We start from the raw sequence: 25530 nt of genomic DNA on the forward strand, positions 1-25530 counted from the left end.
ATAAACGAAACGAAGGAGAGCAATGGTGGTGGGCACATCTTGGGGAGGTCACACAAGTGCCCATAGACAGATTTGATTTGCGTGAACAGGAAGGGATAAAGGTAAAAAAAAAGCAAAGTGGAAACCCCTCGTTACCACTTTGCTAAGCCTTAGGCAATTGCACTCTGGAAAGAAAATATACAGCGACAACCCCGATCAGGTAGGGTTGTCGCTGAAGATATCTCTATAAAATTAAACTTCCAACGGAGCCACGGTAAAACATTTTTTCGGGCAGGTGACGATACAGCCCATGCAACCGATACAGTTGTCATCATTCACAATGGTCATGACCATACGCTCAGTGTCGGTCTCTTCGTCATAAAAATCCTCGGGACCGAGAACTTTACGAGAGCAAGCTTTGAAACAGCGGCCACAGCCGATACATTTTTCAGGATCGATACTCTCAACAAAGTTCGGAGTCCAATCCTTGCCACCTTTGGTTTTACCAGTTAAATACGCCATCTTTTAAATCTCCTTGTAGACTTTCTATGTTGGTTCAAAAACCGCACCTAGCGATCAGCAAAGCTGGGACGCTCCCCTTTCATCATCGCTTTACGCAGCCAGGGCGGCGGATTATTTCGCAAAACTTCCTGGAGTTTCTCAACTGTTTCCGTAATTGTTGCTTCATCCTTGATTTTGATGGGATGAACTTTTTTCTGCACCAGCCGGGCAGCCGCAGGTCCACCAATTTGAGCCACATAAACAAGTGAACAATCCGCAACACCGGAACAACGCGCTTCAATACGTTCGGCTTCGTCATTGCCCTCCTGCTTGACCTGAACCACCCCGTTCAAGGAAGCATCATCGGCAGCGACATCCCAGATGTAAAATTCCTGGGCGCGACCGAAATGTTCATTAACATGAATTTTATCCGTACTTGCGAAGGCGACTTTCATATATAAACCTCTCTTTCGGATGTTTCTGACGATACTGAGGCGACGCGTTCTCTGCATATTCATCCTCTTGCTTTTGATCACTGCCGATTCGTCTGGCGGAAAAAAGTCTTCCGTAAACAGCACAGTTCAGCGTTGACCGACTCAGCCGCTCAGCTGTGCTGTTTAAGGCACAAAGAGCACGAAGACAAGCTTCCCTAACCGAGAACCAGGAGTCGGTTAAATCACTTGAATCTTCGTGCTCTTCATGATTTTTCCGACGATAGAAGTGTTGAGAGCCACTCCCCGGAACACAACGTTTCGGGGAGTGTGTGATTTAACGCATCATCTCAAACCACTGGTCTTCACAAGTCTCGTCTTTAATATCGAGGAATTTGTTGCAGATCATGGACATCAGGTTAATGACGCCCTGGTAACCAACAACTGGACTACGGTGCAGGTTGATACGGTCGATGATCGGGAAACCAACGCGGAACAGGGGCAGCCCTGTGTCACGAGCCACAAACTTACCGTGGGTGTCGCCGATAATCCCATCAACAGGATCTGTGAATATCAAGCTGCGCAGGTGCCACAGGTCGCGATTCACATGAACGGTGCAACCAGCGCCGTACTCAGAAGTTTCCAGCAGTGCTTCCATCTCTTTTTTGAACTTCTTGTTGCTGCGTGAGCAGACAATGTGATGCGGATGTGCACCCATCTCAAGCAGGAAGGACACGATACCCAGCAGGTAGTCGGGATCGCCGTAAACAGCAAACTTCTTACCATGGATATACTGATGGCCGTCTGTCATTGCGTCAACAGCACGGGCACGCTCTTTTTTCAGTTCCTCGGGAACCGGCTTGTCGAACAGCTCACTGAGTTTCATCAGCAGAGCATCGGTCTTCTCAATCCCCATCGGCATGGCCATCACTTCATGCACACCGGAATACTCTGATTTTACAAAACGCATGGTGTGCGGCGTGGTCCACTTTTGCAAGGACATGGTTACCTTGCCATTGATAGACTCAGCAGCCTCTTCCAGCGGGGTTCCACCGGGATACAGCTTGTAGTTTCCGTCACAACCTGAGTCAAAGACTTCGGAAATGTCCGGCATCATGACAAACGGAATCTCAAACAGATCGAGAATACGCTGATACTCGCGCAGATTGCCGATATTGCCGTCAAAACCAGGAATCAGGTTCAGCTTGCCGGTACACTTGTCTTCAACCTTACGATCTTTGGTCAGGTACTCAAGAATGCCTTTGAGCATAGAGTCAAAACCGTGAATATGCGTGCCGTTGAAGCTCGGAGTGTTGGCATAAGGGATCGGAAGATCCTCAGGAACATGACCAGCGGCTTTGGCATTTTTGATAAATGCGGTCAGGTCATCACCGATAACCTCGGGCATGCAGGTGGTGTAAACGGCCATCATCTTCGGCTTGTACAGCGTGTAGGCGTTTTCCAGACCTTCAAACAAGTTGTTCTGGCCACCGAATACCGCACCGTCCTCAGTCATCGCATCACAGGTGGCCGCAGAGGGCTCACGGAAGTGACGGTTGAAGGTACTGCGAAAGTAAGATGCACACCCCTGGGAACCGTGAACAAACGGCAGAGTTTCAGCAAAACCACTGGCAACCATTTGAGCACCGAGAGGTTGGCAGGCGTGAGCCGGGTTAACCACCAGCGCTTCACGGGCAAAGTTTTTCTCTTTATAGTCTTCAGTTTTGGTCCACTCGGCCACCCGCTCGATCTCTTCCGGGGTGTGAGTTGTTATTTTTTTAACTGCATTTTCAGTCATTGTCTTTATCTCCCTGTCATTCACCAGTGGCCAATGCCACCACTGAATTGGGTTAATACGTCGTTATGTTGTTCAACAGAGCCTAAAAAGGAGACTTCACCAGTTTCCAGGTCGGGCTGTTGATCGCCATGTCAATGTCACGGGCAAAGATTTTGAAACCTTCATAGCCGTGATAAGGACCGGAGTAATCCCAGCTGTGCATCTGGCGGAAAGGAATGCCAGCTTTTTGGAAGACATACTTTTCCTTGATGCCACTACCAACCAGGTCAGGTTTCATGGTTTCAACGTATCTCTCCAATTCGAATTCGGAGACGTCGTCATAAATGATGGTGCCTTTCGCCATTTCAGGAGCGGTACGATCATAATCGTCCTGGTGAGCAAACTCGTAACCGGTACCAGTCACCTGAATACCCAAGTCTTCGTAAGCACCAACGGTGTGGCGAGGACGCAGACCACCGACAAACAGCATGGCGGTTTTGCCATCGAGGCGAGGTTTGTATTGAGCGATGATCTCCTCGGCCATCGGGGTATACTTAGCGATAACCTGCTCGCCTTTTTCCTTGATGGTGTCGTCAAAGCGTTCAGCAATCGCGCGGATACTTTCAGCAATTTTAGTCGGGCCGAAAAAGTTATACTCGATCCAAGGAATATTCCACTTCTCTTCCATAACCTTACACATGTAGTTCATGGAACGGTAACAGTGGATAACATTCAGTTTAACCTGGTAGGTGGCTGCAATCTTTTCAATCTCACCATCACCGGTCCAGATGGCTTTTACGTTCAAGCCCATCTCTTCGAGAATCGGCTTGGCCGCCCAGACGTCACCACCGATGTTGTAGTCACCGATCAGGGCGATGTCATAAGGACCAGGCTCTTCATCAAACTCACGCTTGCCGATAACAAAGTCACGGATAGAGTCGTTGGAGATGTGGTGACCAAGTGACTGGCTGACACCGCGGAAACCTTCGCAGTTACAGGGAACAACCAGCTTATCGAGTTCTTTTTCCATTTTTTTGGTAACGGCGTTGATGTCGTCACCAATCAGACCTACCGGACACTCGGATAATACCGACAAACCTTTGTTCAGCGGGAACAGTTCATCCGCTTCACGCAGCAGTTTTTCCAGCTTGATGTCACCACCGTAAACAATGTCACGCTCCTGGAAGTCGGAAGTGAAGTCCAGAGGGAACGATGTGATACCGGGAATGCCTTGAACAAGGTTACGACGCGTACCCCAGCTGTACACACCACAACCAATCGGGCCGTGGGAAACGTGAACCATGTCACGAATCGGACCCCAAACAACACCCTTGGCACCGGCGTAAGCACAGCCGCGTTGGCTCATAACACCGGGAACGATTTTACGGTTTGATTTAACCGCACAGGGAGAAGCGGAAGGCTCATTGGCGCCAACGTGAGGGCGACGCTTCTTGGCCGCTTTCTCTGGCATAAACGCCAGAGTATCCTCAATCAGCTTCTCAGTTTTTTCTATGGTTACACCTTCAATAGGTTTTCTCTCTGCCATTACGTTATCTCCTTCACTTACAGACTATTTAAACCCGCAGTGAGTTTTTTATCTTTTGGTTAGCGGGTAAAGCAAGGGCGGAGAGGGACCGCCCTTAAGCCATTTATCCCGTCAAACAAGCCGTATTTTAATTATTCGCCTTCGGCTTTACCGACGTTTTCTTCATCATCAACTTCCATAATGCCGAATTCCATCAACAATCCTTCGAGCTCTTCCATCTCCAGCGGAGTCGGAACAACAAACATGGTATTGTCGTTAATTTTTTGAGCCAGTTGGCGATATTCGTTTGCCTGCTTGTGGTCAGGAGAGTACTCGATAACAGTCATACGACGCAGCTCAGCGCGTTGTACTTGGTTGTCACGAGGAACAAAGTGGATCATTTGAGTGCCGAGCTTAGCCGCCAGAGCTTCAATCAGCTCAGCCTCGCAATCGGTGTTACGGCTGTTACAAATCAGGCCCGCCAGACGAACACTACCGGAAGCCGCATACTTAACAATACCTTTACAAATATTGTTAGCAGCGTACATAGCCATCATCTCACCGGAAACAACAATGTAGATCTCTTGGGCTTTGTTTTCACGAATCGGCATCGCGAAACCACCGCAAACAACGTCACCAAGAACGTCATAGAAAACAAAGTCGAGGTCGTCGGTGTATGCGCCTTCTTCTTCGAGGAAGTTGATGGCGGTGATAACACCACGACCGGCACAACCAACACCCGGCTCAGGGCCACCGGACTCAACACATTTAACGTCGCCGTAACCCCACTTCAATACATCTTCCAGCTCAAGGTCCTCAACAGTTCCCAGCTCGCGAACCTTGTCCATGACAGTTTCCTGGGCTTTCGCGTGCAGAATCAGGCGGGTGGAGTCAGCTTTCGGGTCACAACCGATGATCATGACTTTTTTACCGAGGCTGGCAAGACCGGCAACCGTGTTCTGAGTGGTTGTAGATTTACCGATGCCGCCTTTACCGTAGATTGCAATCTGACGCATTTTTTTCTCTGCCATTGTTTTACCCTTTCATTTTCGGTCCGACTGTGAGTCTGGACCAATCTTAAAAAATGTGAAGCCCCACCTGATCCGATTCAGATGGGGCCCCGTTACCCTGCGCGACAGCAACCTTGTGTCGCTTAATTCTGTTTTGTGATGGCAAATAAAAAGCCTGCAACAAAATTCTCAAAAAGAAAATTCTGCTGCAGGCTCCGTTGCCATCAAAAGCGGAAAACCACTCTGTTTCCGCATTCATTGTTGTTTTGTGTTACGACTCTTTTTAATGCAGGCGGTGTGCCAAAAACTATAAAAAATATTTTATCACTTATTTATCGGCAACTTACAAAACTAAATACTGTTTACAATCCAAAACCACATCAACTATTTTTCAGGCTTTGATTATTATTTAATCGTCTGCTGCCTTACTGGTGAACAAAGATGCATCACGCTGGTTCAATGTTGTCCAACTGAATGGCAAAGGTCAGATCAAGCCCGGCCAGGAAGTGATTCCCATCCAAAGTCACCTCATCTCCCTCAACTTTTGTCACCAACATGATGACTTCATCGTTGGAATTCGGCAAACGAATCTGCATCTTCTGGCCGACAGTCGGTTCCATATCGGCAGGCAATTTACTGCGATGAAAAACCACGACATTTTCATCACGACGCGGACCATACGCTTGATCCGAAGGGATCACAACATTTTTAGCCCGGCCGACTTGCATGCCGATCACAGCCTCTTCAAGGATCGGAAACACCTCATGGGCTCCAATGGTAAAGACCAAGGGATCTGCCCCTTCCGTGCTGTCGAAAATCCGCCCATTATCCAGTGTACCTATATAGTGAATACTGACTTTGTCACCTTTTTGTGCGGTTTGCATAATATTTATCCTTGTCTCTTTTTATAAACTGATGATGATAAATCGATCATCAAAGTATCGCTCTATAATGGGTCGGACATCGCCCCAACTCAGGCCACCGCCACCACATCCCGGTCGCGGCACAACAACCTGCCGCCATCCTTTTTCATCAGCCAGAGTCACGAGCTCATCACAGGACTGTTCAATCAAAGCCAGGCTGGGAACCTCATAGGGAGTCGCCTCAACGGGAAAACTGACCAAACCATGATCAAGGCAATACACATGATTGCCATGCGCTAAAATCAATTGTCCGAGCTGTTGGTCAAGTCCGGGGAACCGTTCACGGGCCTGGGCGGCACAACCGCGCGGCATGGTGCAGCGGCCACTGCGACTGACTGCACCACCGGTGGTGATAGCAATCACGGCCTTTTCCAGATAGGACCACATATCAGCGTTGACTTCGATCATTTTTTGTACACGAGCCCCAGCATATCGGACATCACTTCACACAGGTACTTATAAACGTCACTGCGTGTCTGGACAAAACCGGGCATGGTGTCGAGCACTTCTTCCATCTTGTGCAGAACAACATCCTCAACGGTTCCGAGAGCATCCATGACATGCTCAAACATCGGCAGAACCTCGTAAAGGTCATCACGATCAAAAGGCTCATCATCCGGTAATCCGGAGAATTTGGCCAACTGGCGACGCTCATGGTTTTTGGGATACTTATAGTAAAGATCTGAAGGTTTAATCTCAATCATTTGGTCCTCCTTGTTCAACGAAGACGAACAGAGCGATAAATTGCCGTTCAATGGATTGCGCTAGCAATCTGCTACGAGCAGGACTCGCAGCTCGAATGCTGACAATCGTGTTTTTTACACAGCGACTTGCTGGCCGTATCATTTTCCTGACGATAGGCTTCCAAGCTGTCCAGCGTCACATACCATTGCCCGTTGACTTCAAGACCGACCATCAATTTGTGTTTTAAATGCATCAAAACACTCATCGGAGTTGTTCCAAGAATCTCTGCGGCGCGTTCCAGAGTACACATCGCGCCATTTTCGTTTGCATCAGACATAACATTTCTCCTTTAGTAACTTGAGGGGTGTGTAACAAAATCACTGCAGCCGGGTTGCCAGAGGAGATAAACGGACCAACCTCTCCCCCGCAGCAGTCACTTCATGACGCACCTTCTTGTTCAATTTATTTTTCCACTGACGTGGAATGGCATCCATGCCGTAAAATGCCCCGGCGATCATACCGGCAATGGCACCGGTGGTATCGGCATCACCACCCTGATTGACGATTCCTACCAAACACTCTTCAAAGCTGGCCGTGGTAAACAGATAGTGAAAAACCGTCTGTAGCGTGTCGACAATATAGCCGGAGGCATTGCCGCGGTAATTCTGAAACTTAAAGTTCGGGAAGTCATCGGTCAGCCGACGGGTACATTCATGCAACTGAAAACGATCCGCACCGAGAATGGCGGCCTGAACCATTTCACCCACGCACAACGTCCCGGCATCCGACAAAGGGTGATTGTGGGTCAAATGCGCCTGTTCCAGAGTACATCGTTTATACAACTCCTCATCACCAAGGGTATAGATAGCCACCGGAACCATACGCATGGCGGCCCCATTACCGGCATCCCAATCATTACGGGGCATGCCCAAGGTTCCTTTGGTCATATAGGTACGGATCCCCTTGCGTACCGTCGATCCGATATCGATGGGCTTACTTTTCATCCAGGTGACAAAGGCATCGGCAATCTCTATCTGGCTCCATTCCCCCTGCGTCAACACAGCATTGGCGATCGCCATAGACATCTCAGTGTCATCGGTGACATGGCCCGGCTTGATATTTAACCATCCACCACCACACAGGGTTCGGTGGGTACCATGCTTAGCCTTGATCTCGTTGGGGGTCATAAATTCCGTCGTTGCCCCGAGTGCATCACCAATGGCTAAACCAAGAAATGCCGCCTGGGCCCGTTCAATATGTTGTGTCGTGAGGGACACGTTTCCTCCCGGAATAAAGAGGGCCGTCAACCTCTATGGCTGACGGCCCCATTGCCGTATTCACCTGAAATTCAGGTTATGCGATACGATCTCTTAGAATGCCAGTGTAACACCAGCACCGGAAACCATTTCAGAGTCGATCGCATCACAAGCTTCGTCGCTGATACCTTCGGAGAACATGAAGGAAGCACCAACACTGATGTTTTCAGTCACTGCATAGTCAACGGCAGCGCTCAGCTCGTAGTTGTGAAACTCATCATAATCGCCAACAGAATAGTCACTGGACTGGTTGTAGCTGACCAGTGCGCCGAGGCTCAGGCTCAGAGCATCAGACAGAGCAATGTCGTGACCACAGGACAGTGTGTAGAACAGGCCGTCTTCGTCAGCTTTGTCCCAATCGTAGTAAATAGTTAAAGAGGGACTGAGAATAGTATTCAGAGCAACTGCCAGGTAGATCTCGTTGGTGTCGTCCATGCCTTCAAGCTGGTAGAAGATGTTACCAACACTGATGGAAACCATGTCGTTGAGATCACGGCTGTAATCGATGACGATATCTGTTTCAGTTGCCTCACCAGAGGTGAAACCCTCACCTTCATCGGTGGACAATTGCAGGTTGGTCCAGTAACCGAAAGTGAAGTTGCCGGCAGAAACATCAACACCACCTTGAGCAACAGGCATGCTGCCGCTAAGGTCGAAACCGCGCCACAGGTACTTGTCATAAATGCCGACATAAGCGTCACCGGAAACCTCCAGGGCGGAAGCAGTGGAGCACAGTCCCACCAGAAGCATGATCAGTCCTACCAGAGCTACATTAAATTTTTGCATCTTACTCTCCTTTTTCTTTGTTAATTGAGGCCGTTCCACTCTTTGGAACGATCTCGATGATGTGGCAGTCATCTCCGCACCCATGCGGATTTGAGAGGCTTTACTCTCTGCCATCCCAGATTGGGATGGCAGAGTAATTGAGACATTAACGCTTGTTGGTCACAGCCTGGAAGTCAGGATACGCTTCAACACCGATCTCAGCGATATCCAGACCACGGTACTCGTCTTCTTCGTCGCAACGAACACCGATAGTGAACTTGATGGCCAACCAAACGATGGAGCTGGTCACGACCACAAAGGCACCGATGGAGACAACGCCGATCAGCTGAGTCAGGAAGCTGGTGCCATCGTCGCAGAAAGGTACAGCCAGGGTTCCCCAGATACCGCACACCAAGTGGACAGACAGGGCACCAACAACATCGTCGATCTTAAGTTTATCGAAGAAAGGAACAGCCAGGACAACCAGAACACCACCAACAGCACCGATCAGAATCGCGGCACCCGGGCTGGGAGCTGCAGGACCGGCAGTGATGCTGACCAGACCAGCCAGAGCACCGTTAAGAGCCATGGTAACGTCTGTCTTTTTGTACATGATTTGAACAGCGATCATCGCAGCGATCATGCCGCCACAGGCAGCCAGGTTGGTGTTGATGTAAACAGCGCCTTGCTCAATGGCGGAGCTGGCAACACCCAGAGCCAGAGCACTACCACCGTTGAAACCGAACCACCCCATCCACAGGATGAAAGTACCGATAGTGGCCATAGGAATGTTAGAACCGGGGATCGGGTTAACACGACCGTCGCTGCTGTACTTCCCTTTACGTGCACCCAGAATAATGGCACCGGTCAAAGCAGCCCAACCACCGCAGGAGTGAACCAGAGTGGAACCGGCGTAGTCGGAGAAGCCCATAGCTGACAGCCAACCGCCGCCCCAGCCCCAGGACCCTTGGATCGGGTAGATAATACCGGTCAACACGACGCAGAACAGCAGGAAGGACCACAGTTTGATACGCTCAGCTACACAACCGGAAACAACAGAGCAGGCTGCGCCGCAGAATACCATCTGGAAGAACCAGTCAGAACCAGCCGAATAACCGGCAGAATAGTCACCTGCCAGAGCAGCAGCATCATCAGCACCCCAAACAGCGAAGGAGCCCATAAAGCCACCGTCAACATTCATATACATCAGGTTGTAGCCGATCAGGTAAAAGAGGATACCGGCAACACCGAACAGAGCAATGTTTTTCAAGCAGATTGTTGCAACGTTTTTGGAGCGAACCAGACCAGCTTCAAGCATGGCAAAACCAGCAGCCATCCACATAACCAGAACACCACTGATCAGGAAAGAAAAGGTGTTGAGGATATAGGTCATTTCAGAGACGGCTTCCTCCTCGGCCAGAGCCAGAGAGGGGAGTGCGATAAGCAGAGCCACCAGAGTAAGTAATTTCAACTTCTTCATTTCACGTTCTCCTGTTTCTTTAGATTATCGTTGGGATTACAGCGAATCGTCAGCAGTTTCACCGGTGCGAATCCGGACAGATTCTTCGACGGGCATAACGAAGATCTTGCCATCGCCAATACGACCGGTACAGGCAGCCTTCTGGATGGATGCGACAAGGTCGGCAACCTGATCGTCTGAAACCACCAGCTCGATTTTTACCTTAGGGATAAAATCGATTTGATATTCAGCACCGCGATAAAGTTCACTGTGCCCTTTCTGACGGCCAAAGCCTCTTACTTCACTTACCGTCATTCCTGCAATCCCGAGTTCGGTAATCGCATTTTTCACGTCATCGAGCTTGAATGGCTTAATGATGCATTCAATTTTCTTCATGTCCTGGTTCTCCTGTTGAAAATTAAAAATGAAAAAGGCGCCTGAAACTTTTCGCATGAAATCATGCGTCAAGTCGTCAGAGCGCCTTTGCCCTAGCCTCGCCTGATAAAGCAACGCCGTTGTTGCAACAGGACCTAAAATTTTATCTGTCAGGATTTTTACATCCTGGTCAAATCTTGTTTTTAGTCTTTTTCATCGACCAACCCGTCACTCATGATACGGGCTCATTTTAGTTAACAACATATTGCACGGGGTGTGCCAAAATTGAAAACCCCGTAAATATCGACTTTGCCCACTGCGGCAACATCCACGGTGCTTAAATTTAATGCATCCCTAACAGGCACTGAGTAGTTAACAAGCAACCCGCGTATACATGGGCTTTTGCTGACTTATCGAGTCCTCAATGGCAGACGGATAATGAAGCGACTGCCCTCGCCGAGGGTTGATTCAAAATTGAGTGAGCCCTCGTGGTCGGACATGATCTTCCGGCACAGATAAAGACCTAACCCGGTCCCTTCCCCTTCGGGTTTGGTGGTGTAAAAGGGTTCAAAGATCTTGTCGCGAATCGCTTCCTCAACACCATCACCGGTGTCAGAAATATCGATCTCCACTCCGTAAGGCAATGCACGCGTTGTTAGAGTAATGATGCCCGGTGCCTTCATGGCCTGTACGGCATTCATGATCAGGTTGATATACACCTGCTTGAGCTGATTGGGGTCTGCCATGATCGCCGGCACCTCACCATAGTCGCGCACCACTTCATGCTGACCCCGTTGAATCTGATAGCCGATGAAGGTCAGAACCTGTTCGAGAACCTCATTGACATCAATGCGTGATTTTTTCATGCTGCCGCTGCGAGAGAAGCCCAGCAGGCCACTGGTCAACGCCTGAAGTCGTTCCACCTCACTGCCGATACGGGTCAACAACTCCTGATGAAAATCAGACAGACTTTCTTCCCGTAACAACAGTTGGGCACTATAGGAGATTACCTCCAATGGGTTATTGATCTCATGAGCAACTCCACTGGACAACCGACCAATTTCGGCAAGCTTTTCGGACTGGATCATCTGATCGAGCAGCCCTTTAAATTCGGTAATATCTTCAACGACAATCACCACGCCGGTGGTCACATCGCCATCTTTTAAAGGACTCAGACGCCGTTTCTGAACACGCCGCTGTCCCTGAAGATTGTTATGGATCAACTGCAGTTTCTCCGGCTTACCGGTTCTCAACACCCGGTTAAGTCGATCATCAAATCCTTCTTCGGCGAGCACCGGAAACAGCGTCAACAAAGGACGACCGAGAACCTGGTTCTCCGTCATGCCACTAGCTTTTTCCATCCGCTTGTTCCACGAGGTGATACACAGATTGGCATCAAGGGTGTAAATTCCCAGAGTGGTGCTTTGCAGAATACGGTCATTGAATTGGTGCAGCTGGCGAAAACGTTCCGTTAACTGACTGGTGCGCTCATAAAGACGGGCATTTTCAATGGCAATCGCCGCATGCGCAGCCATCGTCATCAGCGGCGCAACATCCTCGGAATGAAACGTGCCTTCCTGATGACTTTCAACATTGAACACGCCGATCACCCGATCACGGGCCACCAACGGGACACACAAGGCACAACGCGCGTCAGGGATACCGGGAATATAATCATGGTCTTCAGTGACATTGTCGATCAACACCGGAGCCGCACTGGCGGCAACACGGCCCATAATCCCCTCGCCCATCTGCAGCTTGCGCTTGATTGCCGGATCGGGATAGCCATACGAGGCGGCCAGCACCAGTTCTTTGCCATCGTCAGACACCAGACGCATAATGGCATTTTCGAACTGAAACACATTTTTGGAAATCTCAAGAATCTTATTGAGCAACTCAGGAAGAGATGCCAGGGAAATGAGTTCATCGCCAATGGCATGGTAAGCGCGAAGAAGTTTCTGTTCTTGAGAATCATCTTTTTGCATTGTCTGTTTCGAACGGTTATCCACCGATTTGGATCTCCACTTCAAACTGGCCACCAATGACCATCACTTCATCCTCACCTTTGAGCAGGGAAGACGGAAACATATCACTTTGAAAAAGGACTTTGCACAAAGGAACCTTAGCTACCATAACCCGGCTGCCGAATTCCCAGGCACGTTCAAAATCTGTCGTAAAAGAGTTGAGGTTGTTCAATTGTATCAGGTAACGTCGTTTTGACTGTTGTTCAAGAATCTGATGTTCCTCAAAATCATTAATACCGCGATACAGGGTACGCCATTGCTGCTCAGGAAACCGGTAGGCCAATTCGGCCTGGACATATTCATATAGAATATCCAGTTGGTCATTGATAGCATTAGTGCGTGCCGCACCCTTCATGCGGTCTTTAAGGTATTGCAAATAGCCTTCGCATTCCAATGTGGGAATCGGCACGTTATGAAAAGTGGGTGAAAGTCCGATACGACTTTCCACCCATCCTTTAAGAACAGCCCCCTCAATAGAGTTTGAATCAAACATCCAGCCGCGTAAAAAGCGCAGATAACTGTTCTTAAGGCTCTTCTGGCTGGAGCGGGTTTCTTCGCGCTGCCATTGATGCAACTGAAACGTGACATCCATATAGTCATACAGTTGCTGAGCCCTGTCTTCCATGCTTACTATGCGGCTCAATCGTTCAAACAATCCATGGTGGGCATGGCGCACTCCGGAGATCTCAATCGGTTTTGGTTCACGATTGAAATGGTAGGAGGCAATCGCCCAGGGCGGATGATTGCAACGATTAAGCGCCAGAACCGCCATAACGGGCTAGTCTGCCATCATCAGAATAGCTTCAGCCACCTGCTTCAACGTTTTCCGCTTACTCATGGCCAGCTTCTGCATTTTGCGATACGCTTCGGGCTCGCTCAGTCCCGTCCCCATCAGCACACCTTTGGCTTTGTCCACCAGCTTACGTGTTTCCAATGTCTCCTCGAGTTTACTCACCTGATCCTGCAACGAGGACACTGCCATATATTGATGCATTGCCAATTCAACCGCCGGGTAGAGCTGCTCATCACGAAACGGTTTAACCAGATAGCTCATCACGCCGGCATCACGGGCCTCGGAAATGGTTTGGGCATCGGTGTTGCCGGTCAGTAAAACGATCGGCGCCGGTGCCTCAATGCCTATTTTTTTAGCAGCATTGATTCCATTCATGACAGGCATGGTCACATCCATGACGATTAAAACCGGTTTGTGAGTCACCGCAAGCAGCAAGGCTTCCTGACCGTTTTCTGCCTCAATGATTTGATCAAAGCCATAATTTTCAAGCAATTCAGATACTTTACGGCGAATCAACGGTTCATCATCAACAACCAGTGCGATTTTCATCACGTACTCCTTTTATATATAGTTCATGTGTGCATGGGACGATCGGAAATGAGAGATATTTTTTAACATGCATATCTGATACCGACTTTCACAAAACTAAAAAAACAATAATTCTCCTTTGTTGAAAGGCTCTGTATACCGCTACCAATTCGCAACAGATTGCATCACAACCGCTTTTTTCAGGTCAGTTATCCCGATACAGCTCTGTCTGATATCAGTGCACCTTGCGGGCTGGAAAAATCGCAGAAAAACATCTGAACGAATCAGGGGCACCAACCACATTGGCTTGACTCGAAAGGCTGTTTACGACAGGATGGCATGAATACAGTTCAGAGCTGTGAATACACCATCAATGAATCTCAAACCTCACTTATTCCCCCAAGGTGACTATGTTAAACGAAGCAGCAAATATCCCTACGTTTTCCGTGGCGTTCAGTGCCGGGCTCCTGTCGTTTTTCTCCCCCTGCGTACTGCCGCTGATCCCGTCATTTATTACCTATATCACCGGAATTTCATTTGGCGAGCTAAAGCAGGACCACCCCAGTTCAAAAATTCGTTGGCAGGTAGCCAGCCATTCACTGGCCTTTGTTCTTGGCTTCAGCACAGTCTTCATCCTGCTGGGGATTATTGCAGGCTCACTGAACCAAGCTATGCAGGATTGGTTGATCTGGCTTCAGCGCGGTGGTGGTCTGATGATCTTCCTGTTCGGTATTCACATGACCGGATTGTTTCATTTTGGTGTGTTGCTGGGAGATAAACGGGTCACGATTCGCAACAAGCCCAGTGGCTATTTGGGCAGCTTTCTTGTCGGTGTCGCTTTTTCAGCTGGCTGGAGTCCCTGTGTCGGCCCGATTCTCATGGCGATCTTTATCCTGGCAGCCGGCACCTCCAGCGATACAGCCCAGGCGGTTCTGCTGTTGTGTTGCTACTCTGCCGGACTGGGCATCCCATTCATGCTCTCCGGACTACTGTTCCATGGCTTTCTCAACGTGTTTAACCGCTTTAAAAAGCACATCAGAATCATGGAGATCATCACAGGCGTTCTCATGATAGTGGTTGGCATCATGTTGTTTTTCAATATGTTCAGTGACCTGTCCAGCTACCTCTACCAATGGATTCCGGTCGAGTAACGATCAAATAATCAGTCAGCACTTCACTCGGCCAAAGCCAGGGATCTAAGGCTTGCCACAACGGATTGTCACAAACAGAAAAAAGGCAGAATAACAACGTGGCTCATTTACGGCTAAAGCCTCAAGGTTCGCCTTCTACCCCATTAAAAAAGCCCTTGCCAAACGGCAAGGGCTTTTTCTTTGCATGTCGCTTAAAACGCACCATATACCCACGACAGCGTTTCAGCACCTTGAACGGGCAACGCGCTGCCGTTCAAGCCAATAAATCAGCTTCACACTCCATGCAGATCAGTTTTCCTGAGCCTGCAAAGAGACTTTGATCATCCAGAAGATCAACAGAAGCCCGATAACCAACGTCACGACAAACAAAAGCAAGGGGGAGAAATCCCGTTGCGCTTCAACAATCTGTGTCACAAAAAGATTGTCAACATAGCCGGTTCGGACAAAAGCGCGCATCAGGCTCATCAGATAAAGTAACAACAGAGCCAGACCGCCACACAAGACCAGACGGCGTTTCACCGCCAGGAAGATCACCCCCATGACCGTGGCAATCGCCACCAGAAAAACCGCTGTGGCGAAAAGGTTACGGCCCATAAACATCATCATGACATCTGCGGGTAGCGCAACCAAGAACCACAGACCAACCATAATCTGCACACAGGTGACAGCAAGAAAAACGCGCAAACCAACCCGCTGCGCCAGCTCACCAACTTCAGCATCCTGTTTTGCCCATAAACGGCCAAGAAGGGCAATTACTAAAGCACCAATGGCAGTTGCACCAACCAGCATATGCAGATAACGCGGCCACAGGGTGGGCTCAGCCAGATTAAGGAACGTTCCACTGCTGTTTTTGAAATAGATGTCCCAGGTCTCCGGAGTCAGCATGAGCGTCATATTGTTGCTGAACAAAAAGGCAATCATCAGCATCAGCACGCCTGCAAACATCAGGATCGGTAAACCGCGGCGCCCAAGACTCCAGAACTTGAAATCGTAGATGTAAACCGCATAGTAAACCGTCAGCAGAACCGGAATGACACTGAGCCAGAAAACACCCATGAGCACCGAGCTTGAGTAGATCAAGTGACCATAGACCACCTGAACAAACAGCAATGGCGGCACACCAAAGTTAATGGCAAAAGCAATCAGTAACGGGAGCACCTGAGCAATTTTATAAGCCAGCCGTTCATGGACCGGTTCACGTTTGAAATGCGCCCAGATCGCCAGCATAGTCCCTCCCAGCATGGCGTTCATGAACACCAGATGAAGAGGAAACGTCAACAGCAACAGCAGTTCAAAATACCCGGACGCCATCGGCAAGGCATCGGGAGTCGGCACCAGTGACATCATTGTGTTCCTCCTTTGGCCGAGTTGACCAGATAGTCTGTTAAGGCCTCCAAGTCATCATCACGTCCGGTAAAATCATCCATGGAACTGTTGATCTCACTGAGGTGTTTCAAACCGTGATTAATCCCTTCACGATTTAATGCTGCGGCCCACTCAATGACCAGATCAGCGCTGTGGCACATGCTGCATTCGTCATCGAGAATCGCTTGAGCCGAGACGGAGGGTTGCGCCATCATCCCCTTCAATGCCGTCACCAATGCAGCAAGCTCTTGCGGCGTTCCAGAGAAATCCTCCATTGAGCTGTCGATCTGACTCAGAGTCAACAACCCATGTCGCACCTCATCTGGACTGAGCGGCGCAGCCCAGTCATAAATGATATCCGTGCCATGACACATGCTGCATTCCTCTTCGAGCAAGCTTTTTCCTGAGAGCTCAGTCGGTGCTGCGGGAGCAGCTTGTCCTTTGATGGTGGCCACTACGGCAGCCAACTCTTCCGGTGTCCCGGAAAAATCATCCATAGAGCTATCGATCTGACTCAGATTAAGCAGCCCGGAACGCACTTCTTCAGCACTGAGAAACTCCCCCCAGTCCATGACAAGATCAACGCCATGACAGACGGTGCATTCATCTTCAAGCATCTTCTGACCGAGATTGATTGTCAGCTCAGGTTCATCAAACACATGGGTCTCTTTGCCATGCAAGGTACCGACCAAATAGGAGGCCAAGGCCTTTTTCTCCAGTTCATTGCCAACAAACGGTGGCATAAAAGGACGTCGCTGATGCATGGTGCCGAGGTACTTAACCATGCCATTAAAATTGATCGTCGCCGTACGCGAACGAATGTCATTGTTAATACCGTCGAGCGTATGGCAGGCATAACATTGCAGCTTGAACAATTCAGCTCCAGCCTGCTGAACATTGTCGGCATCAATCACTTTGATGGCACTCCATTTTGACTGAGCCAGAAAACCCTCGCTGAGTTGTTCAACCTGATCAACAGGGATACCGTTGGAATAGAGCATTTCACGAATAACAAAGGGGCGGCGGTCCGCTTCACGAATCCACTCAAATGATCCCATCATGCCAAAGGCACACACGGCAACCAGAACAGCAGTGACCAGATTATGCCAGCGTGGTTTTATCAGGGTAAACAGCGTCAGGAAGACGATAAACCCGGCAGCACTGAACGCACCAAGTTTGACCATCGCCTTGATTGTCGGTGACGCCGAGAGAATCTCCTGCGGCCCTGAAGGAAGAACCTGCAGATACCAATAGCCGGTAGGAATAACCACGACAAGCGACAACAGACACCATAACGATGAATAGCGGGTCATTTTCAGACGAAAGGCTTCAACATCGATAAACGCGGTCGTGAAGAAAGCAAAAACCCCGGCCAACAAGGTGGAAATGGCAAAACGGAACCACAGTGACGGCCAGAACGTCGGATTGAAGAATCCGGAGAAAAATTGATGGTTATTGACCCATTCACCGGGAGTCAGCATAAAACCGATAATGCCGTTAATCAGAAACAGGCTCAACCAGGCGGCGGCAAAATAAATCCACCCCACCTTGAGATGCGTCCGTTCATCCATACTATCAAATTTATAGTAGTAGATAATCAGAGCAATGATTTCGACCAGAAACCACACCCATTCCGCCGCCCAGCCAAAGACAAACGTATGGATCAGTTTAGAGGTTGCATCGGGTTGGATCAAACCGATGGTAAACCAGATCCCAACCCCGGTAACACCACCGAAAACCATGGTCAGAAGCATAAAGAATTTGGCGTGTTTTTTGACAAATTCAAGCAACTGGTCGTCGTTTTCGCGCCGAGCTTTATGTTCGGTCATGACCAGATACAAGCCACCACCGACAGCAAAATGCGACACAAAAACGTGTGTAACCGCCATGATGGCGATCAGGAGTCCTCCTCCTGTTTCCGGGAGAAACCAGACTGGAAAATTCATAAGCTACCCTTCTGAAGGTTAATCGTTATCGGGTCATTAATAACCAAATAAGTCACAATAAGCAAGTACGATTTACAGTATTGTGGTTCGCCCGGATACGGGCTGGAATATCAGCAGCCGCAACCGCAATTGTGACAGATCGCGTCACCACCGGCAGGAACGATACTTTCCGGAGAGAACGCAACCCGCCTTACTCCACGTTTGATATCGGCCAGCAGATCGGTATCCGGGCTGGGACCGATAAACTGTCCCAGACACAGGCTGGAGAAACCATCCTCCGGTGAACGAATACGGATACTGTTGAGCAAATCACCGTATCCGTTGACTCGCAGGGTAATATTAGGTTCATTGCAAAAGTCGAATTGAACTCCTGCTGAATTCAATTCAGCGTTGAGAGCATCAAAAAATGGCTGGATTTTTTGCTCATCGAGGTCATACGTCCACTCGCCGGCAAACTCGCGGTCATAGAAAACGACGGTAATTGTTTTCACACAGATCTCCTGGCAAAAAGTTACAGTTGGTGAATCCAGTCAGTGGGTCCACAGCCCTGGCGCAGCACTTCGATCTGGTCGTTACGCAAGCTGATCACCGTTGAGGGATCACCGTAAAGACGCCCACCATCGACAACCATATCGAGATGCTTTCCCCAGTCATCATGAATCAGGCTGGGATCCTGATAGGTTTCGTCGCCGGAAATATTGGCACTGGTGGTGACCAACGGATGGCCGAGCTGACGAACGATCTCCAGGGTGATGGCATTATCCGGCATACGAATACCTACGGTGCGTTGTTTCGTCATCACCAGGTCTGGAACAACACGTGAGGCGTCGAGGACAAAGGTGTAGGGCCCGGGAAGATGGCGCTTCATGATCTTGAACGCCATATTACTCACATGCGCATATCTGGAGATCTCAGACAGGTCGGAACAGATAAACGAAAACGGTTTTTTGACATCGCGACGTTTAAGCTGATAGATCTTTTTGATCCCTTTTTTATTAAAGATGTCGCAGCCCACCCCATAAATGGTATCGGTAGGATAAGCAATGACCCCATCGCGCCTCAGACACTCGACCACTTGGTCAATATAGCGTTGTTGCGGATTGTCCGGATTAATTGAGAGCATCATAACAGATATTTCAACCCGTCAATATTCTGCAGCAGACGATAGATCTCCTGACGTTGCTGTTCATTGTGCAAGTAGGTCAATACCGAGACACAGACATAAGCCCCTTTGGTGCTAGGGCGCTGCTTTATGGCGTCCTGAGAAACAGGTAAGACCTGATTGACGGCACCATGAACCTTCTCGGCGAACCGATGCTCGGGCGCACTGGGGCCAAAAGCCTTGAACATGTAATCACAGGGATATTCCTGCAGAGTTTCATCACTCTGACTCTTTAACACAAACATTTTTTCAACCTCTTCCTGTATGACCGAACCCACCGCGATCTCGGTCCGTCTCATCCAAAGTCTCAACGTCACACAGCCTGGCCTGAACGACCGGAGCAATGATCAATTGGGCAATCCGTTCCTCATGCTCAATCGTCACCTCTTTAGTACCATGGTTGATGAGAATAATTTTGACCTCACCGCGGTAATCGGCATCGATGGTTCCCGGTGTGTTCACCAAGGTCACACCGTCACGCCAAGCGAGCCCCGAACGCGGACGCACCTGCCCTTCAAATCCAACGGGTAGCGCCATGGCCAAACCGGTTGAAACGAGCACACGTTGTCCCGGAACCAGATGCAAAGGCTCATCAAGAACCGCGCACAGATCCAATCCAGCCGCGTGAGTTGTCATGTACTGAGGAATTTTAGCTCGGGGATCAAGCTTTTTGAATTGCACACACACCGGCTCTGTCATGTCAATGATCAGCCTTTCTCCACTAACAGCGGTTAAAAACTGATATTTTGCAATTTTTCCGCTTGATCGTCAACATCGCCGATAATACATAGACACAAAGAATCATTACTCATCAGGTAATGGGCCAATTTACACAAATTATCCGGAGTAACTTTGGCCAATTCGCGCATCACACTGCGCACAGAAACATATTCCCCCTGAAAAATCTCACTTAACGCCATCCGTTCCATACGGCTGTAGGTACTGTCCAAAGACATCTTCAAACGATCCTGAAGCCGTTGTCGCACCGCATCCAGCTCTTCGGCTGAAACGGCATGATGGCGCAAATGATCAAGCTGTTCGAGGATCAATGCGACGACCTCACCAGCCTGCGTTGCCGACGTCGTCGCATAAGAGACCATTGCCCCCGAATCAGAATGAGAATTGAGGTAACTATAAGTCGCGTAGACGAGGCCATTTTCCTCGCGAAGAGACTGAAACAAACGGGAACTCATCCCTCCGCCCAAAACAGCATTAAGCAGCATGCCGGCAAAACGATTCGGATGCGATTGCGAAAGTGCCTCGGTTCCGAGACAGATATGGGCCTGTGTTCCGACCAAAGGCTCGAGACTCACGGCCTTAACCGGCAACGGTTCGGCCTGCTCCGTCAACGGGCATAAGGCAGAAACCGGTGCAAATGCCGTAATCACATGCTCAAGCACCTGACCATGGCCGACATTACCGGCAATACTGATGATCAGACTGGAATTGATATAGCGTTCACGGGTAAAGTGAACCAACGCGTCACGGGTGATTTTTTGAACAGATTCCACCGTTCCTAAAACCGGACGGCCTAAAGCATTATCCGGCCAGAAAGTCTGGGAAAACAGATCATGGACTTTTTCATCTGGAGAGGCGTTAAGCCGCTCGATTTCCTGAAGGATAACGCGTCGTTCCTTCTCCACCTCATCCGGATCATAACAGGTCTTCAACAACAGCTCTGCCATCAGATTAATGGCCAATGAGAGCTTTTCCGGCAAGGTTCTCAAGTGGAGGCAGCTATATTCTCTTCCAGTAAAGCCATTGAGTGGCCCCCCCAGAGCATCGACTTTTTTCGAAATATCCAAGGTTGAACAATTTGCCGAACCTTTAAACAACATATGCTCAACAAAATGGGAGATACCCGCCTGCTCAAGACTCTCATGCCGAGAGCCGTTCACCACCCAGATACCAATACTGACGGAATGCGCCTGAGGAATGTTTTCGGTGAGCACCCGGATGCCATTCGGCAATATTGACTTTTCAACCATACAGGCCCCTTGATATCGACCGGCACAGTTGATCAGCACCGGCAATTAGCAGCAATGTATTCATTTTGTGAAATCAGTTAAAACGGATAACGCCGCCTTCAAACATTGCATAACACAGATAGCGTTTCCCAAAAAAATAGAGTCCTTATACATCTTAGCAGATGATGACAAGGACTCTACTGTTGAGCTATTTAACAATGCTGCAGGCAGTCAGAAGCCCGCTGAAAAGGGTTACTCTTCTTCAGGCAATTCCTGACCCAGAGCTTCCTTACGAGACAGCTTGATTTTACCCTGACGATCAACACCGATACACTTGACCAGCACCTTGTCGCCCTCATTGAGAATATCCGTCACCTTGTTGACGCGCTCTTTGGCCAACTCACTGACATGGACCAGACCGTCAGTGCCGGAGAAAATTTCAACAAATGCGCCGAAATCCATAATCTTCTTGACCGTACCGTTGTACAGTTTGCCGACTTCAGGACTCTGGGTCAGTTCTTTGATCATCTGAGCAGCGGCTTTGGCCGCGTCTCCATTGCTTGAAGAGATGTTGATGCGACCATCATCCTCGATATCGATACCACAGCCGGTCGCCTCAATAATACCGCGAACTGTTTTACCACCAGAACCAATGACCGTACGTACTTGGTCAGGCTTAACAAAGACAGTGGTAATACGGGGCGCATAAGGAGACATGTCTTCACGCGGAGCTGAGATCGCCTTAGCCATCTCGCCGAGAATATGCAGACGACCCTCTTTGGCCTGAGCCAGGGCACGTTGCATGATGTCGCGGGTGACACCGTCGATCTTGATATCCATCTGCAGAGCGGCAACACCCTCTTTGGTGCCGGTGACTTTAAAGTCCATGTCACCCAGGTGGTCTTCATCGCCGAGAATATCAGACAGGATGGCAATATCATCGCCTTCCTTAATCAGACCCATGGCAATACCGGCAACAGCATCCTTGGCCGGAACACCTGCGTCCATCAATGACATTGATGCACCACAAACAGACGCCATGGAGGAAGATCCGTTCGATTCGAGGATTTCCGACACAATGCGCACGGTATAAGGAAAGTCATCAAATTCCGGCATAATCTTAGTGGCCGAACGCTCGGCCAACATGCCGTGGCCAATCTCACGACGACCCGGGAACAGACGCATGCTGGTTTCACCAACACAGAACGGAGGGAAATTGTAGTGCAACATGAACTTCTTGAACTCCATCCCCTGGATGTTGTCCATCCGTTGCTCATCACTGGCCGTTCCCAGAGTGGTGCTGACCAGAGCCTGTGTTTCACCACGGGTGAACAGGGCACTACCGTGGGCGCGGGGCAAAACACCAACTTCGCAACTGATCGGGCGGATTTCATTCATTTTGCGACCATCGATACGGATTTGATCCTTGGTCACACTTTGACGGACAACGCGCTTCTCAATGCTGCCCATGATGGCAGAAATCTCGTCACTGCGACCTTCAAACTCCTCAGCCAGTTGCTCTTGGATATCCGCACGGATCTCCTTGAGAGCGGCATAACGCTCTTGCTTGGCACGAATGGTTACAGCTTTTTCGACACGGCCCTGCGCCAAGGAAACAATTTTTTCTTCCAATGCAGCGTCAGTTTCAGGAACAATAAATTCCCGCTTTTCAACGCCAACCAGTTCAGCCAGCTTGGTTTGCATTTCGATCAGCGGCTGGATGGCTTGATGACCGAAGAACACGGCTTCGAGCATTTCATCTTCACTGATCAGATCCGCTTCACCTTCCACCATCATGATGGCATCTTTGGAACCGGCAACAACGATTTCGATGTCGCTTTGCTCCTGCTGCTCCAGAGTCGGGTTGGCAATGAACTCACCATCGACGCGGCCAACACGCACACCGGCAATCGGACCACCAAACGGAATATCGGAAACACTAACGGAAGCCGAGGCCGCCAGAATCGACAGTGTATCGGGATCGTTCACACAGTCTGCTGAAATAACCGTCGGAATAATTTGCGTTTCGTAGAGATAACCTTTAGGAAACAGCGGACGCATCGGACGGTCAATCAGGCGGCAGATCAGGGTTTCACGCTCTGTAGCACCGCGCTCACGACGGAAAAAAGAGCCGGGAATCTTACCACTGGCATAAAACTTTTCCTGATAATTAACCGTCAGGGGAAAGAAGTCCTGTCCCTCACGCATGGTCTTGGCGGAAACAACCGTACAGAGAATCTTTGTTTCACCATACGTCACGATGGTAGCACCATCGGCCTGACGCGCCATTTTTCCGGTTTCAATGGTCAATGGTTGACCATTAAATTCAATTTCTACTTTTTGATAAGCCATGTAAATCTCCTGTCGTCATAACCTTCTGATAACGTTATGACTTTTAGAACAAAAAAAAAGGCTCCAGGAGGTTGGCCTGAGACAAAACCTCACCCTTATCAGGTCAGGTTTCCTCTCCGGACATCCTCCCAAGCCACCTTAAATCAAAAGGCAGCAATCCCCACTGTGGAGAATTGCTGCCATCTTCCTAACGACGAATTCCCAGGCGGGAAATAATGCTGCGATAACGCTCAATGTCGTTTTTTTTCAGGTAGTCAAGCAAACGACGACGCTTGCCGACAATCTTCAACAAACCACGACGGGAATGATGATCTTTCTTGTGGGTACGGAAATGTTCCGTCAGATACGTAATACGCTCGCTAAGCAGAGCAATCTGTACTTCCGGAGACCCGGTATCGCCCTCTTGGGCTTGAAATTCCTTAATAATTTCTTGCTTTTTCTCTGTGGCCAACACTAGTGCCATCTCCTTTCGAACTCAAATAAGTCCGGTTTCCCGGTGTAGATTGTAAAATACTGCCAGTTCTTACCATATATATGTAGGCCTGTAAAGGCGAAAGCGCGCTCTTAGCAGGCTATTGAAAAATAGCCTTGAGCCTTATCCCTTCCACTAAACCCCCTGTGGAAATACTTTCAATAGTTTGTAGTCACCGCGCTCGTCCAGCTCGTGTTCAGGATCGTATTGCGCAATGGCCATCAGAGTGTTGTCATGCATCAGACATACAGTTTGTAACGCATCCATGGTCGGCGCATTAGAGACATCCCCCTGACGTGGCGGAATACCATCTCGCAAACGAGACACACCTTGCTCAGCGAGTTGCACCTGCAGCATACCATGAAGTGCATCAAGAGCCGGTAACGGTTCAAACTCGCCCGCCATCAACTGGTCAACGGTAATTGCCATCGTTTCATCAAATGCCCCGCTACGTGTCCGGCGCAGCGATGTCATGCACGCACCACACCCCAACTCAAGACCAATATCATGGCACAAAGTGCGAATATAGGTGCCCTTGCTGCACGCAACAACGATGGTAATTTCATCACCCTCAACCGCCTCGACAACCAGCGATTCAATACTAATAGAGCGTTTCTGCCGCTCTATCTCCACCCCTTTACGAGCCAGACGATAGAGAGGAACACCATCTTTTTTCAGCGCAGAAAACATTGGAGGGATCTGTTCAATCTGGCCGACAAACTGATGGCAAACATCTTCAATCTGCTGACGCGTGACAGCCGATGCATCATGCTGCTGCTGAACTTGGCCGGTAATATCCTGCGAATCCGTGACCAACCCCAACTTCATTGTTGCCCGGTACGTCTTGTCTTGCGCCATCAGATACTCGATCAAGCGGGTACACTGACCAACACCGACCAAAAGCACCCCTGTCGCCAGAGGATCGAGGGTTCCGGCATGGCCGACCCGACGCACCTTGCAGGCACGACGCACCCGTTGCACCACCGCATGGGACGACATCCCCTGCGGTTTATCAATCACCAGCA

At 49.5% G+C, this 25530-nt stretch carries 27 protein-coding genes; 1 reads left to right on the forward strand and 26 read right to left on the reverse strand.

The genetic code is table 11. The features are described from left to right. Positions 1-231 precede the first annotated feature (231 nt). The 16 genes from fdxB to DACE_RS07180 all read right to left on the reverse strand — a co-directional run bounded on the left by fdxB (position 232) and on the right by DACE_RS07180 (position 14111). The gene (fdxB, locus tag DACE_RS07100; protein WP_005999762.1) at positions 232-501 is read right to left on the reverse strand and encodes a ferredoxin III, nif-specific; all 270 of its coding nucleotides are present in this window, start codon (positions 499-501) and stop codon (positions 232-234) included. 47 nt (positions 502-548) lie between these two features. Further along, positions 549-935 carry a nitrogen fixation protein NifX gene (gene nifX / locus DACE_RS07105; protein WP_040366475.1) on the reverse strand — a complete coding sequence of 129 codons (387 nt, stop codon included), beginning with the start codon at positions 933-935 and terminating at the stop codon, positions 549-551. Between the two features lie 313 nt (positions 936-1248). Then, positions 1249-2709 (reverse strand): nitrogenase molybdenum-iron protein subunit beta, encoded by a 1461-nt coding sequence (gene nifK / locus DACE_RS07110; RefSeq protein WP_005999766.1) that lies wholly within the window; start codon positions 2707-2709, stop codon positions 1249-1251. A gap of 82 nt (positions 2710-2791) precedes the next feature. Next, positions 2792-4234 (reverse strand): nitrogenase molybdenum-iron protein alpha chain, encoded by a 1443-nt coding sequence (nifD, locus tag DACE_RS07115; RefSeq protein WP_005999768.1) that lies wholly within the window; start codon positions 4232-4234, stop codon positions 2792-2794. 131 nt (positions 4235-4365) lie between these two features. After that, the gene (gene nifH / locus DACE_RS07120) at positions 4366-5229 is read right to left on the reverse strand and encodes a nitrogenase iron protein (protein WP_040366539.1); all 864 of its coding nucleotides are present in this window, start codon (positions 5227-5229) and stop codon (positions 4366-4368) included. Positions 5230-5669: 440 nt separating this feature from the next. Further along, positions 5670-6107 carry an FKBP-type peptidyl-prolyl cis-trans isomerase gene (locus tag DACE_RS07130; RefSeq protein ID WP_005999773.1) on the reverse strand — a complete coding sequence of 146 codons (438 nt, stop codon included), beginning with the start codon at positions 6105-6107 and terminating at the stop codon, positions 5670-5672. A 21-nt stretch (positions 6108-6128) separates the two neighbouring features. Beyond that, entirely contained in the window at positions 6129-6554 is a 426-nt protein-coding gene (locus DACE_RS07135; RefSeq protein ID WP_005999776.1) for a macro domain-containing protein, read from the reverse strand. Beyond that, entirely contained in the window at positions 6551-6850 is a 300-nt protein-coding gene (locus DACE_RS07140) for a hypothetical protein (RefSeq protein ID WP_005999778.1), read from the reverse strand. The genes DACE_RS07135 and DACE_RS07140 overlap by 4 nt, the downstream gene beginning before the upstream one ends. Positions 6851-6921: 71 nt before the next feature. Next, positions 6922-7167, reverse strand: coding sequence for a hypothetical protein (locus DACE_RS07145; protein WP_005999780.1), 246 nt, complete (start codon positions 7165-7167; stop codon positions 6922-6924). A gap of 40 nt (positions 7168-7207) precedes the next feature. Beyond that, a complete protein-coding gene (gene draG, locus DACE_RS07150) occupies positions 7208-8107 on the reverse strand; it encodes an ADP-ribosyl-[dinitrogen reductase] hydrolase (RefSeq protein ID WP_005999782.1) in 900 nt (299 codons plus the stop codon). A 93-nt stretch (positions 8108-8200) separates the two neighbouring features. Continuing rightward, entirely contained in the window at positions 8201-8932 is a 732-nt protein-coding gene (locus DACE_RS07155) for a TorF family putative porin (RefSeq protein WP_040366481.1), read from the reverse strand. 145 nt (positions 8933-9077) lie between these two features. Further along, positions 9078-10391, reverse strand: a complete 1314-nt coding sequence (locus tag DACE_RS07160) for an ammonium transporter family protein (RefSeq protein WP_005999785.1) — start codon at positions 10389-10391, stop codon at positions 9078-9080. Between the two features lie 36 nt (positions 10392-10427). After that, complete coding sequence (locus DACE_RS07165) at positions 10428-10766, reverse strand: P-II family nitrogen regulator (RefSeq protein WP_005999787.1); 339 nt, start codon at positions 10764-10766, stop codon at positions 10428-10430. Positions 10767-11155: 389 nt separating this feature from the next. Further along, positions 11156-12754 (reverse strand): ATP-binding protein, encoded by a 1599-nt coding sequence (locus DACE_RS07170; protein ID WP_005999789.1) that lies wholly within the window; start codon positions 12752-12754, stop codon positions 11156-11158. After that, positions 12747-13541, reverse strand: a complete 795-nt coding sequence (locus DACE_RS07175) for an NAD(+)--dinitrogen-reductase ADP-D-ribosyltransferase (RefSeq protein WP_005999790.1) — start codon at positions 13539-13541, stop codon at positions 12747-12749. The genes DACE_RS07170 and DACE_RS07175 overlap by 8 nt, the downstream gene beginning before the upstream one ends. A gap of 6 nt (positions 13542-13547) precedes the next feature. Then, a complete protein-coding gene (locus tag DACE_RS07180) occupies positions 13548-14111 on the reverse strand; it encodes an ANTAR domain-containing response regulator (protein ID WP_005999792.1) in 564 nt (187 codons plus the stop codon). A 389-nt stretch (positions 14112-14500) separates the two neighbouring features. Here DACE_RS07180 and DACE_RS07185 point away from each other — a divergent pair, with 389 nt between their 5' ends. After that, positions 14501-15241 carry a cytochrome c biogenesis CcdA family protein gene (locus DACE_RS07185; RefSeq protein ID WP_005999794.1) on the forward strand — a complete coding sequence of 247 codons (741 nt, stop codon included), beginning with the start codon at positions 14501-14503 and terminating at the stop codon, positions 15239-15241. Between the two features lie 288 nt (positions 15242-15529). Here the strand turns inward: DACE_RS07185 and DACE_RS07190 are convergent, their stop codons facing one another. The 10 genes from DACE_RS07190 to truB all read right to left on the reverse strand — a co-directional run bounded on the left by DACE_RS07190 (position 15530) and on the right by truB (position 25525). After that, positions 15530-16588 carry a hypothetical protein gene (locus tag DACE_RS07190; RefSeq protein ID WP_005999796.1) on the reverse strand — a complete coding sequence of 353 codons (1059 nt, stop codon included), beginning with the start codon at positions 16586-16588 and terminating at the stop codon, positions 15530-15532. Beyond that, entirely contained in the window at positions 16585-18552 is a 1968-nt protein-coding gene (locus tag DACE_RS17180; RefSeq protein ID WP_005999799.1) for a cytochrome ubiquinol oxidase subunit I, read from the reverse strand. Before DACE_RS17180 ends, DACE_RS07190 begins: the two co-directional genes overlap by 4 nt. Before the next feature lie 110 nt (positions 18553-18662). Further along, entirely contained in the window at positions 18663-19043 is a 381-nt protein-coding gene (locus DACE_RS07200; protein WP_005999801.1) for a hypothetical protein, read from the reverse strand. A gap of 20 nt (positions 19044-19063) precedes the next feature. Then, positions 19064-19678 (reverse strand): L-threonylcarbamoyladenylate synthase, encoded by a 615-nt coding sequence (locus DACE_RS07205; protein ID WP_005999803.1) that lies wholly within the window; start codon positions 19676-19678, stop codon positions 19064-19066. Further along, positions 19675-19959: a YbeD family protein gene (locus DACE_RS07210; protein ID WP_005999805.1), complete on the reverse strand. Its 285-nt coding sequence runs from the start codon at positions 19957-19959 to the stop codon at positions 19675-19677. Before DACE_RS07210 ends, DACE_RS07205 begins: the two co-directional genes overlap by 4 nt. Positions 19960-19963: 4 nt before the next feature. After that, positions 19964-20413 (reverse strand): dUTP diphosphatase, encoded by a 450-nt coding sequence (gene dut, locus DACE_RS07215; protein ID WP_005999807.1) that lies wholly within the window; start codon positions 20411-20413, stop codon positions 19964-19966. 32 nt (positions 20414-20445) lie between these two features. Continuing rightward, positions 20446-21702 carry a M16 family metallopeptidase gene (locus tag DACE_RS07220; protein WP_005999809.1) on the reverse strand — a complete coding sequence of 419 codons (1257 nt, stop codon included), beginning with the start codon at positions 21700-21702 and terminating at the stop codon, positions 20446-20448. Between the two features lie 231 nt (positions 21703-21933). Next, positions 21934-24033 (reverse strand): polyribonucleotide nucleotidyltransferase, encoded by a 2100-nt coding sequence (pnp, locus tag DACE_RS07225; protein WP_005999811.1) that lies wholly within the window; start codon positions 24031-24033, stop codon positions 21934-21936. 187 nt (positions 24034-24220) lie between these two features. Then, entirely contained in the window at positions 24221-24487 is a 267-nt protein-coding gene (rpsO, locus tag DACE_RS07230; RefSeq protein ID WP_005999813.1) for a 30S ribosomal protein S15, read from the reverse strand. Between the two features lie 153 nt (positions 24488-24640). Then, entirely contained in the window at positions 24641-25525 is an 885-nt protein-coding gene (gene truB, locus DACE_RS07235) for a tRNA pseudouridine(55) synthase TruB (RefSeq protein ID WP_162013594.1), read from the reverse strand. Positions 25526-25530 lie beyond the last annotated feature (5 nt).

Source organism: Desulfuromonas acetoxidans DSM 684 (assembly GCF_000167355.1).
Classification (GTDB): domain Bacteria; phylum Desulfobacterota; class Desulfuromonadia; order Desulfuromonadales; family Desulfuromonadaceae; genus Desulfuromonas; species Desulfuromonas acetoxidans.

Bases quoted from the DNA above. Each gene is read 5' to 3' on its own strand.
- DACE_RS07205 (WP_005999803.1), bottom strand. From the start codon at position 19,678: ATGATGCTCTCAATTAATCCGGACAATCCGCAACAACGCTATATTGAC.
- DACE_RS07130 (WP_005999773.1), bottom strand. From the start codon at position 6,107: ATGCAAACCGCACAAAAAGGTGACAAAGTCAGTATTCACTATATAGGT.
- DACE_RS07210 (WP_005999805.1), bottom strand. From the start codon at position 19,959: ATGTTTGTGTTAAAGAGTCAGAGTGATGAAACTCTGCAGGAATATCCC.
- pnp (WP_005999811.1), bottom strand. From the start codon at position 24,033: ATGGCTTATCAAAAAGTAGAAATTGAATTTAATGGTCAACCATTGACC.
- DACE_RS07155 (WP_040366481.1), bottom strand. From the start codon at position 8,932: ATGCAAAAATTTAATGTAGCTCTGGTAGGACTGATCATGCTTCTGGTG.
- DACE_RS07160 (WP_005999785.1), bottom strand. From the start codon at position 10,391: ATGAAGAAGTTGAAATTACTTACTCTGGTGGCTCTGCTTATCGCACTC.
- nifD (WP_005999768.1), bottom strand. From the start codon at position 4,234: ATGGCAGAGAGAAAACCTATTGAAGGTGTAACCATAGAAAAAACTGAG.
- dut (WP_005999807.1), bottom strand. From the start codon at position 20,413: ATGACAGAGCCGGTGTGTGTGCAATTCAAAAAGCTTGATCCCCGAGCT.
- DACE_RS17180 (WP_005999799.1), bottom strand. From the start codon at position 18,552: ATGAATTTTCCAGTCTGGTTTCTCCCGGAAACAGGAGGAGGACTCCTG.
- DACE_RS07190 (WP_005999796.1), bottom strand. From the start codon at position 16,588: ATGATGTCACTGGTGCCGACTCCCGATGCCTTGCCGATGGCGTCCGGG.
- fdxB (WP_005999762.1), bottom strand. From the start codon at position 501: ATGGCGTATTTAACTGGTAAAACCAAAGGTGGCAAGGATTGGACTCCG.
- DACE_RS07175 (WP_005999790.1), bottom strand. From the start codon at position 13,541: ATGGCGGTTCTGGCGCTTAATCGTTGCAATCATCCGCCCTGGGCGATT.
- nifH (WP_040366539.1), bottom strand. From the start codon at position 5,229: ATGCGTCAGATTGCAATCTACGGTAAAGGCGGCATCGGTAAATCTACA.
- DACE_RS07135 (WP_005999776.1), bottom strand. From the start codon at position 6,554: ATGATCGAAGTCAACGCTGATATGTGGTCCTATCTGGAAAAGGCCGTG.
- DACE_RS07180 (WP_005999792.1), bottom strand. From the start codon at position 14,111: ATGAAAATCGCACTGGTTGTTGATGATGAACCGTTGATTCGCCGTAAA.
- DACE_RS07145 (WP_005999780.1), bottom strand. From the start codon at position 7,167: ATGTCTGATGCAAACGAAAATGGCGCGATGTGTACTCTGGAACGCGCC.
- DACE_RS07140 (WP_005999778.1), bottom strand. From the start codon at position 6,850: ATGATTGAGATTAAACCTTCAGATCTTTACTATAAGTATCCCAAAAAC.
- nifK (WP_005999766.1), bottom strand. From the start codon at position 2,709: ATGACTGAAAATGCAGTTAAAAAAATAACAACTCACACCCCGGAAGAG.
- DACE_RS07185 (WP_005999794.1), top strand. From the start codon at position 14,501: ATGTTAAACGAAGCAGCAAATATCCCTACGTTTTCCGTGGCGTTCAGT.
- nifX (WP_040366475.1), bottom strand. From the start codon at position 935: ATGAAAGTCGCCTTCGCAAGTACGGATAAAATTCATGTTAATGAACAT.
- DACE_RS07165 (WP_005999787.1), bottom strand. From the start codon at position 10,766: ATGAAGAAAATTGAATGCATCATTAAGCCATTCAAGCTCGATGACGTG.
- DACE_RS07220 (WP_005999809.1), bottom strand. From the start codon at position 21,702: ATGGTTGAAAAGTCAATATTGCCGAATGGCATCCGGGTGCTCACCGAA.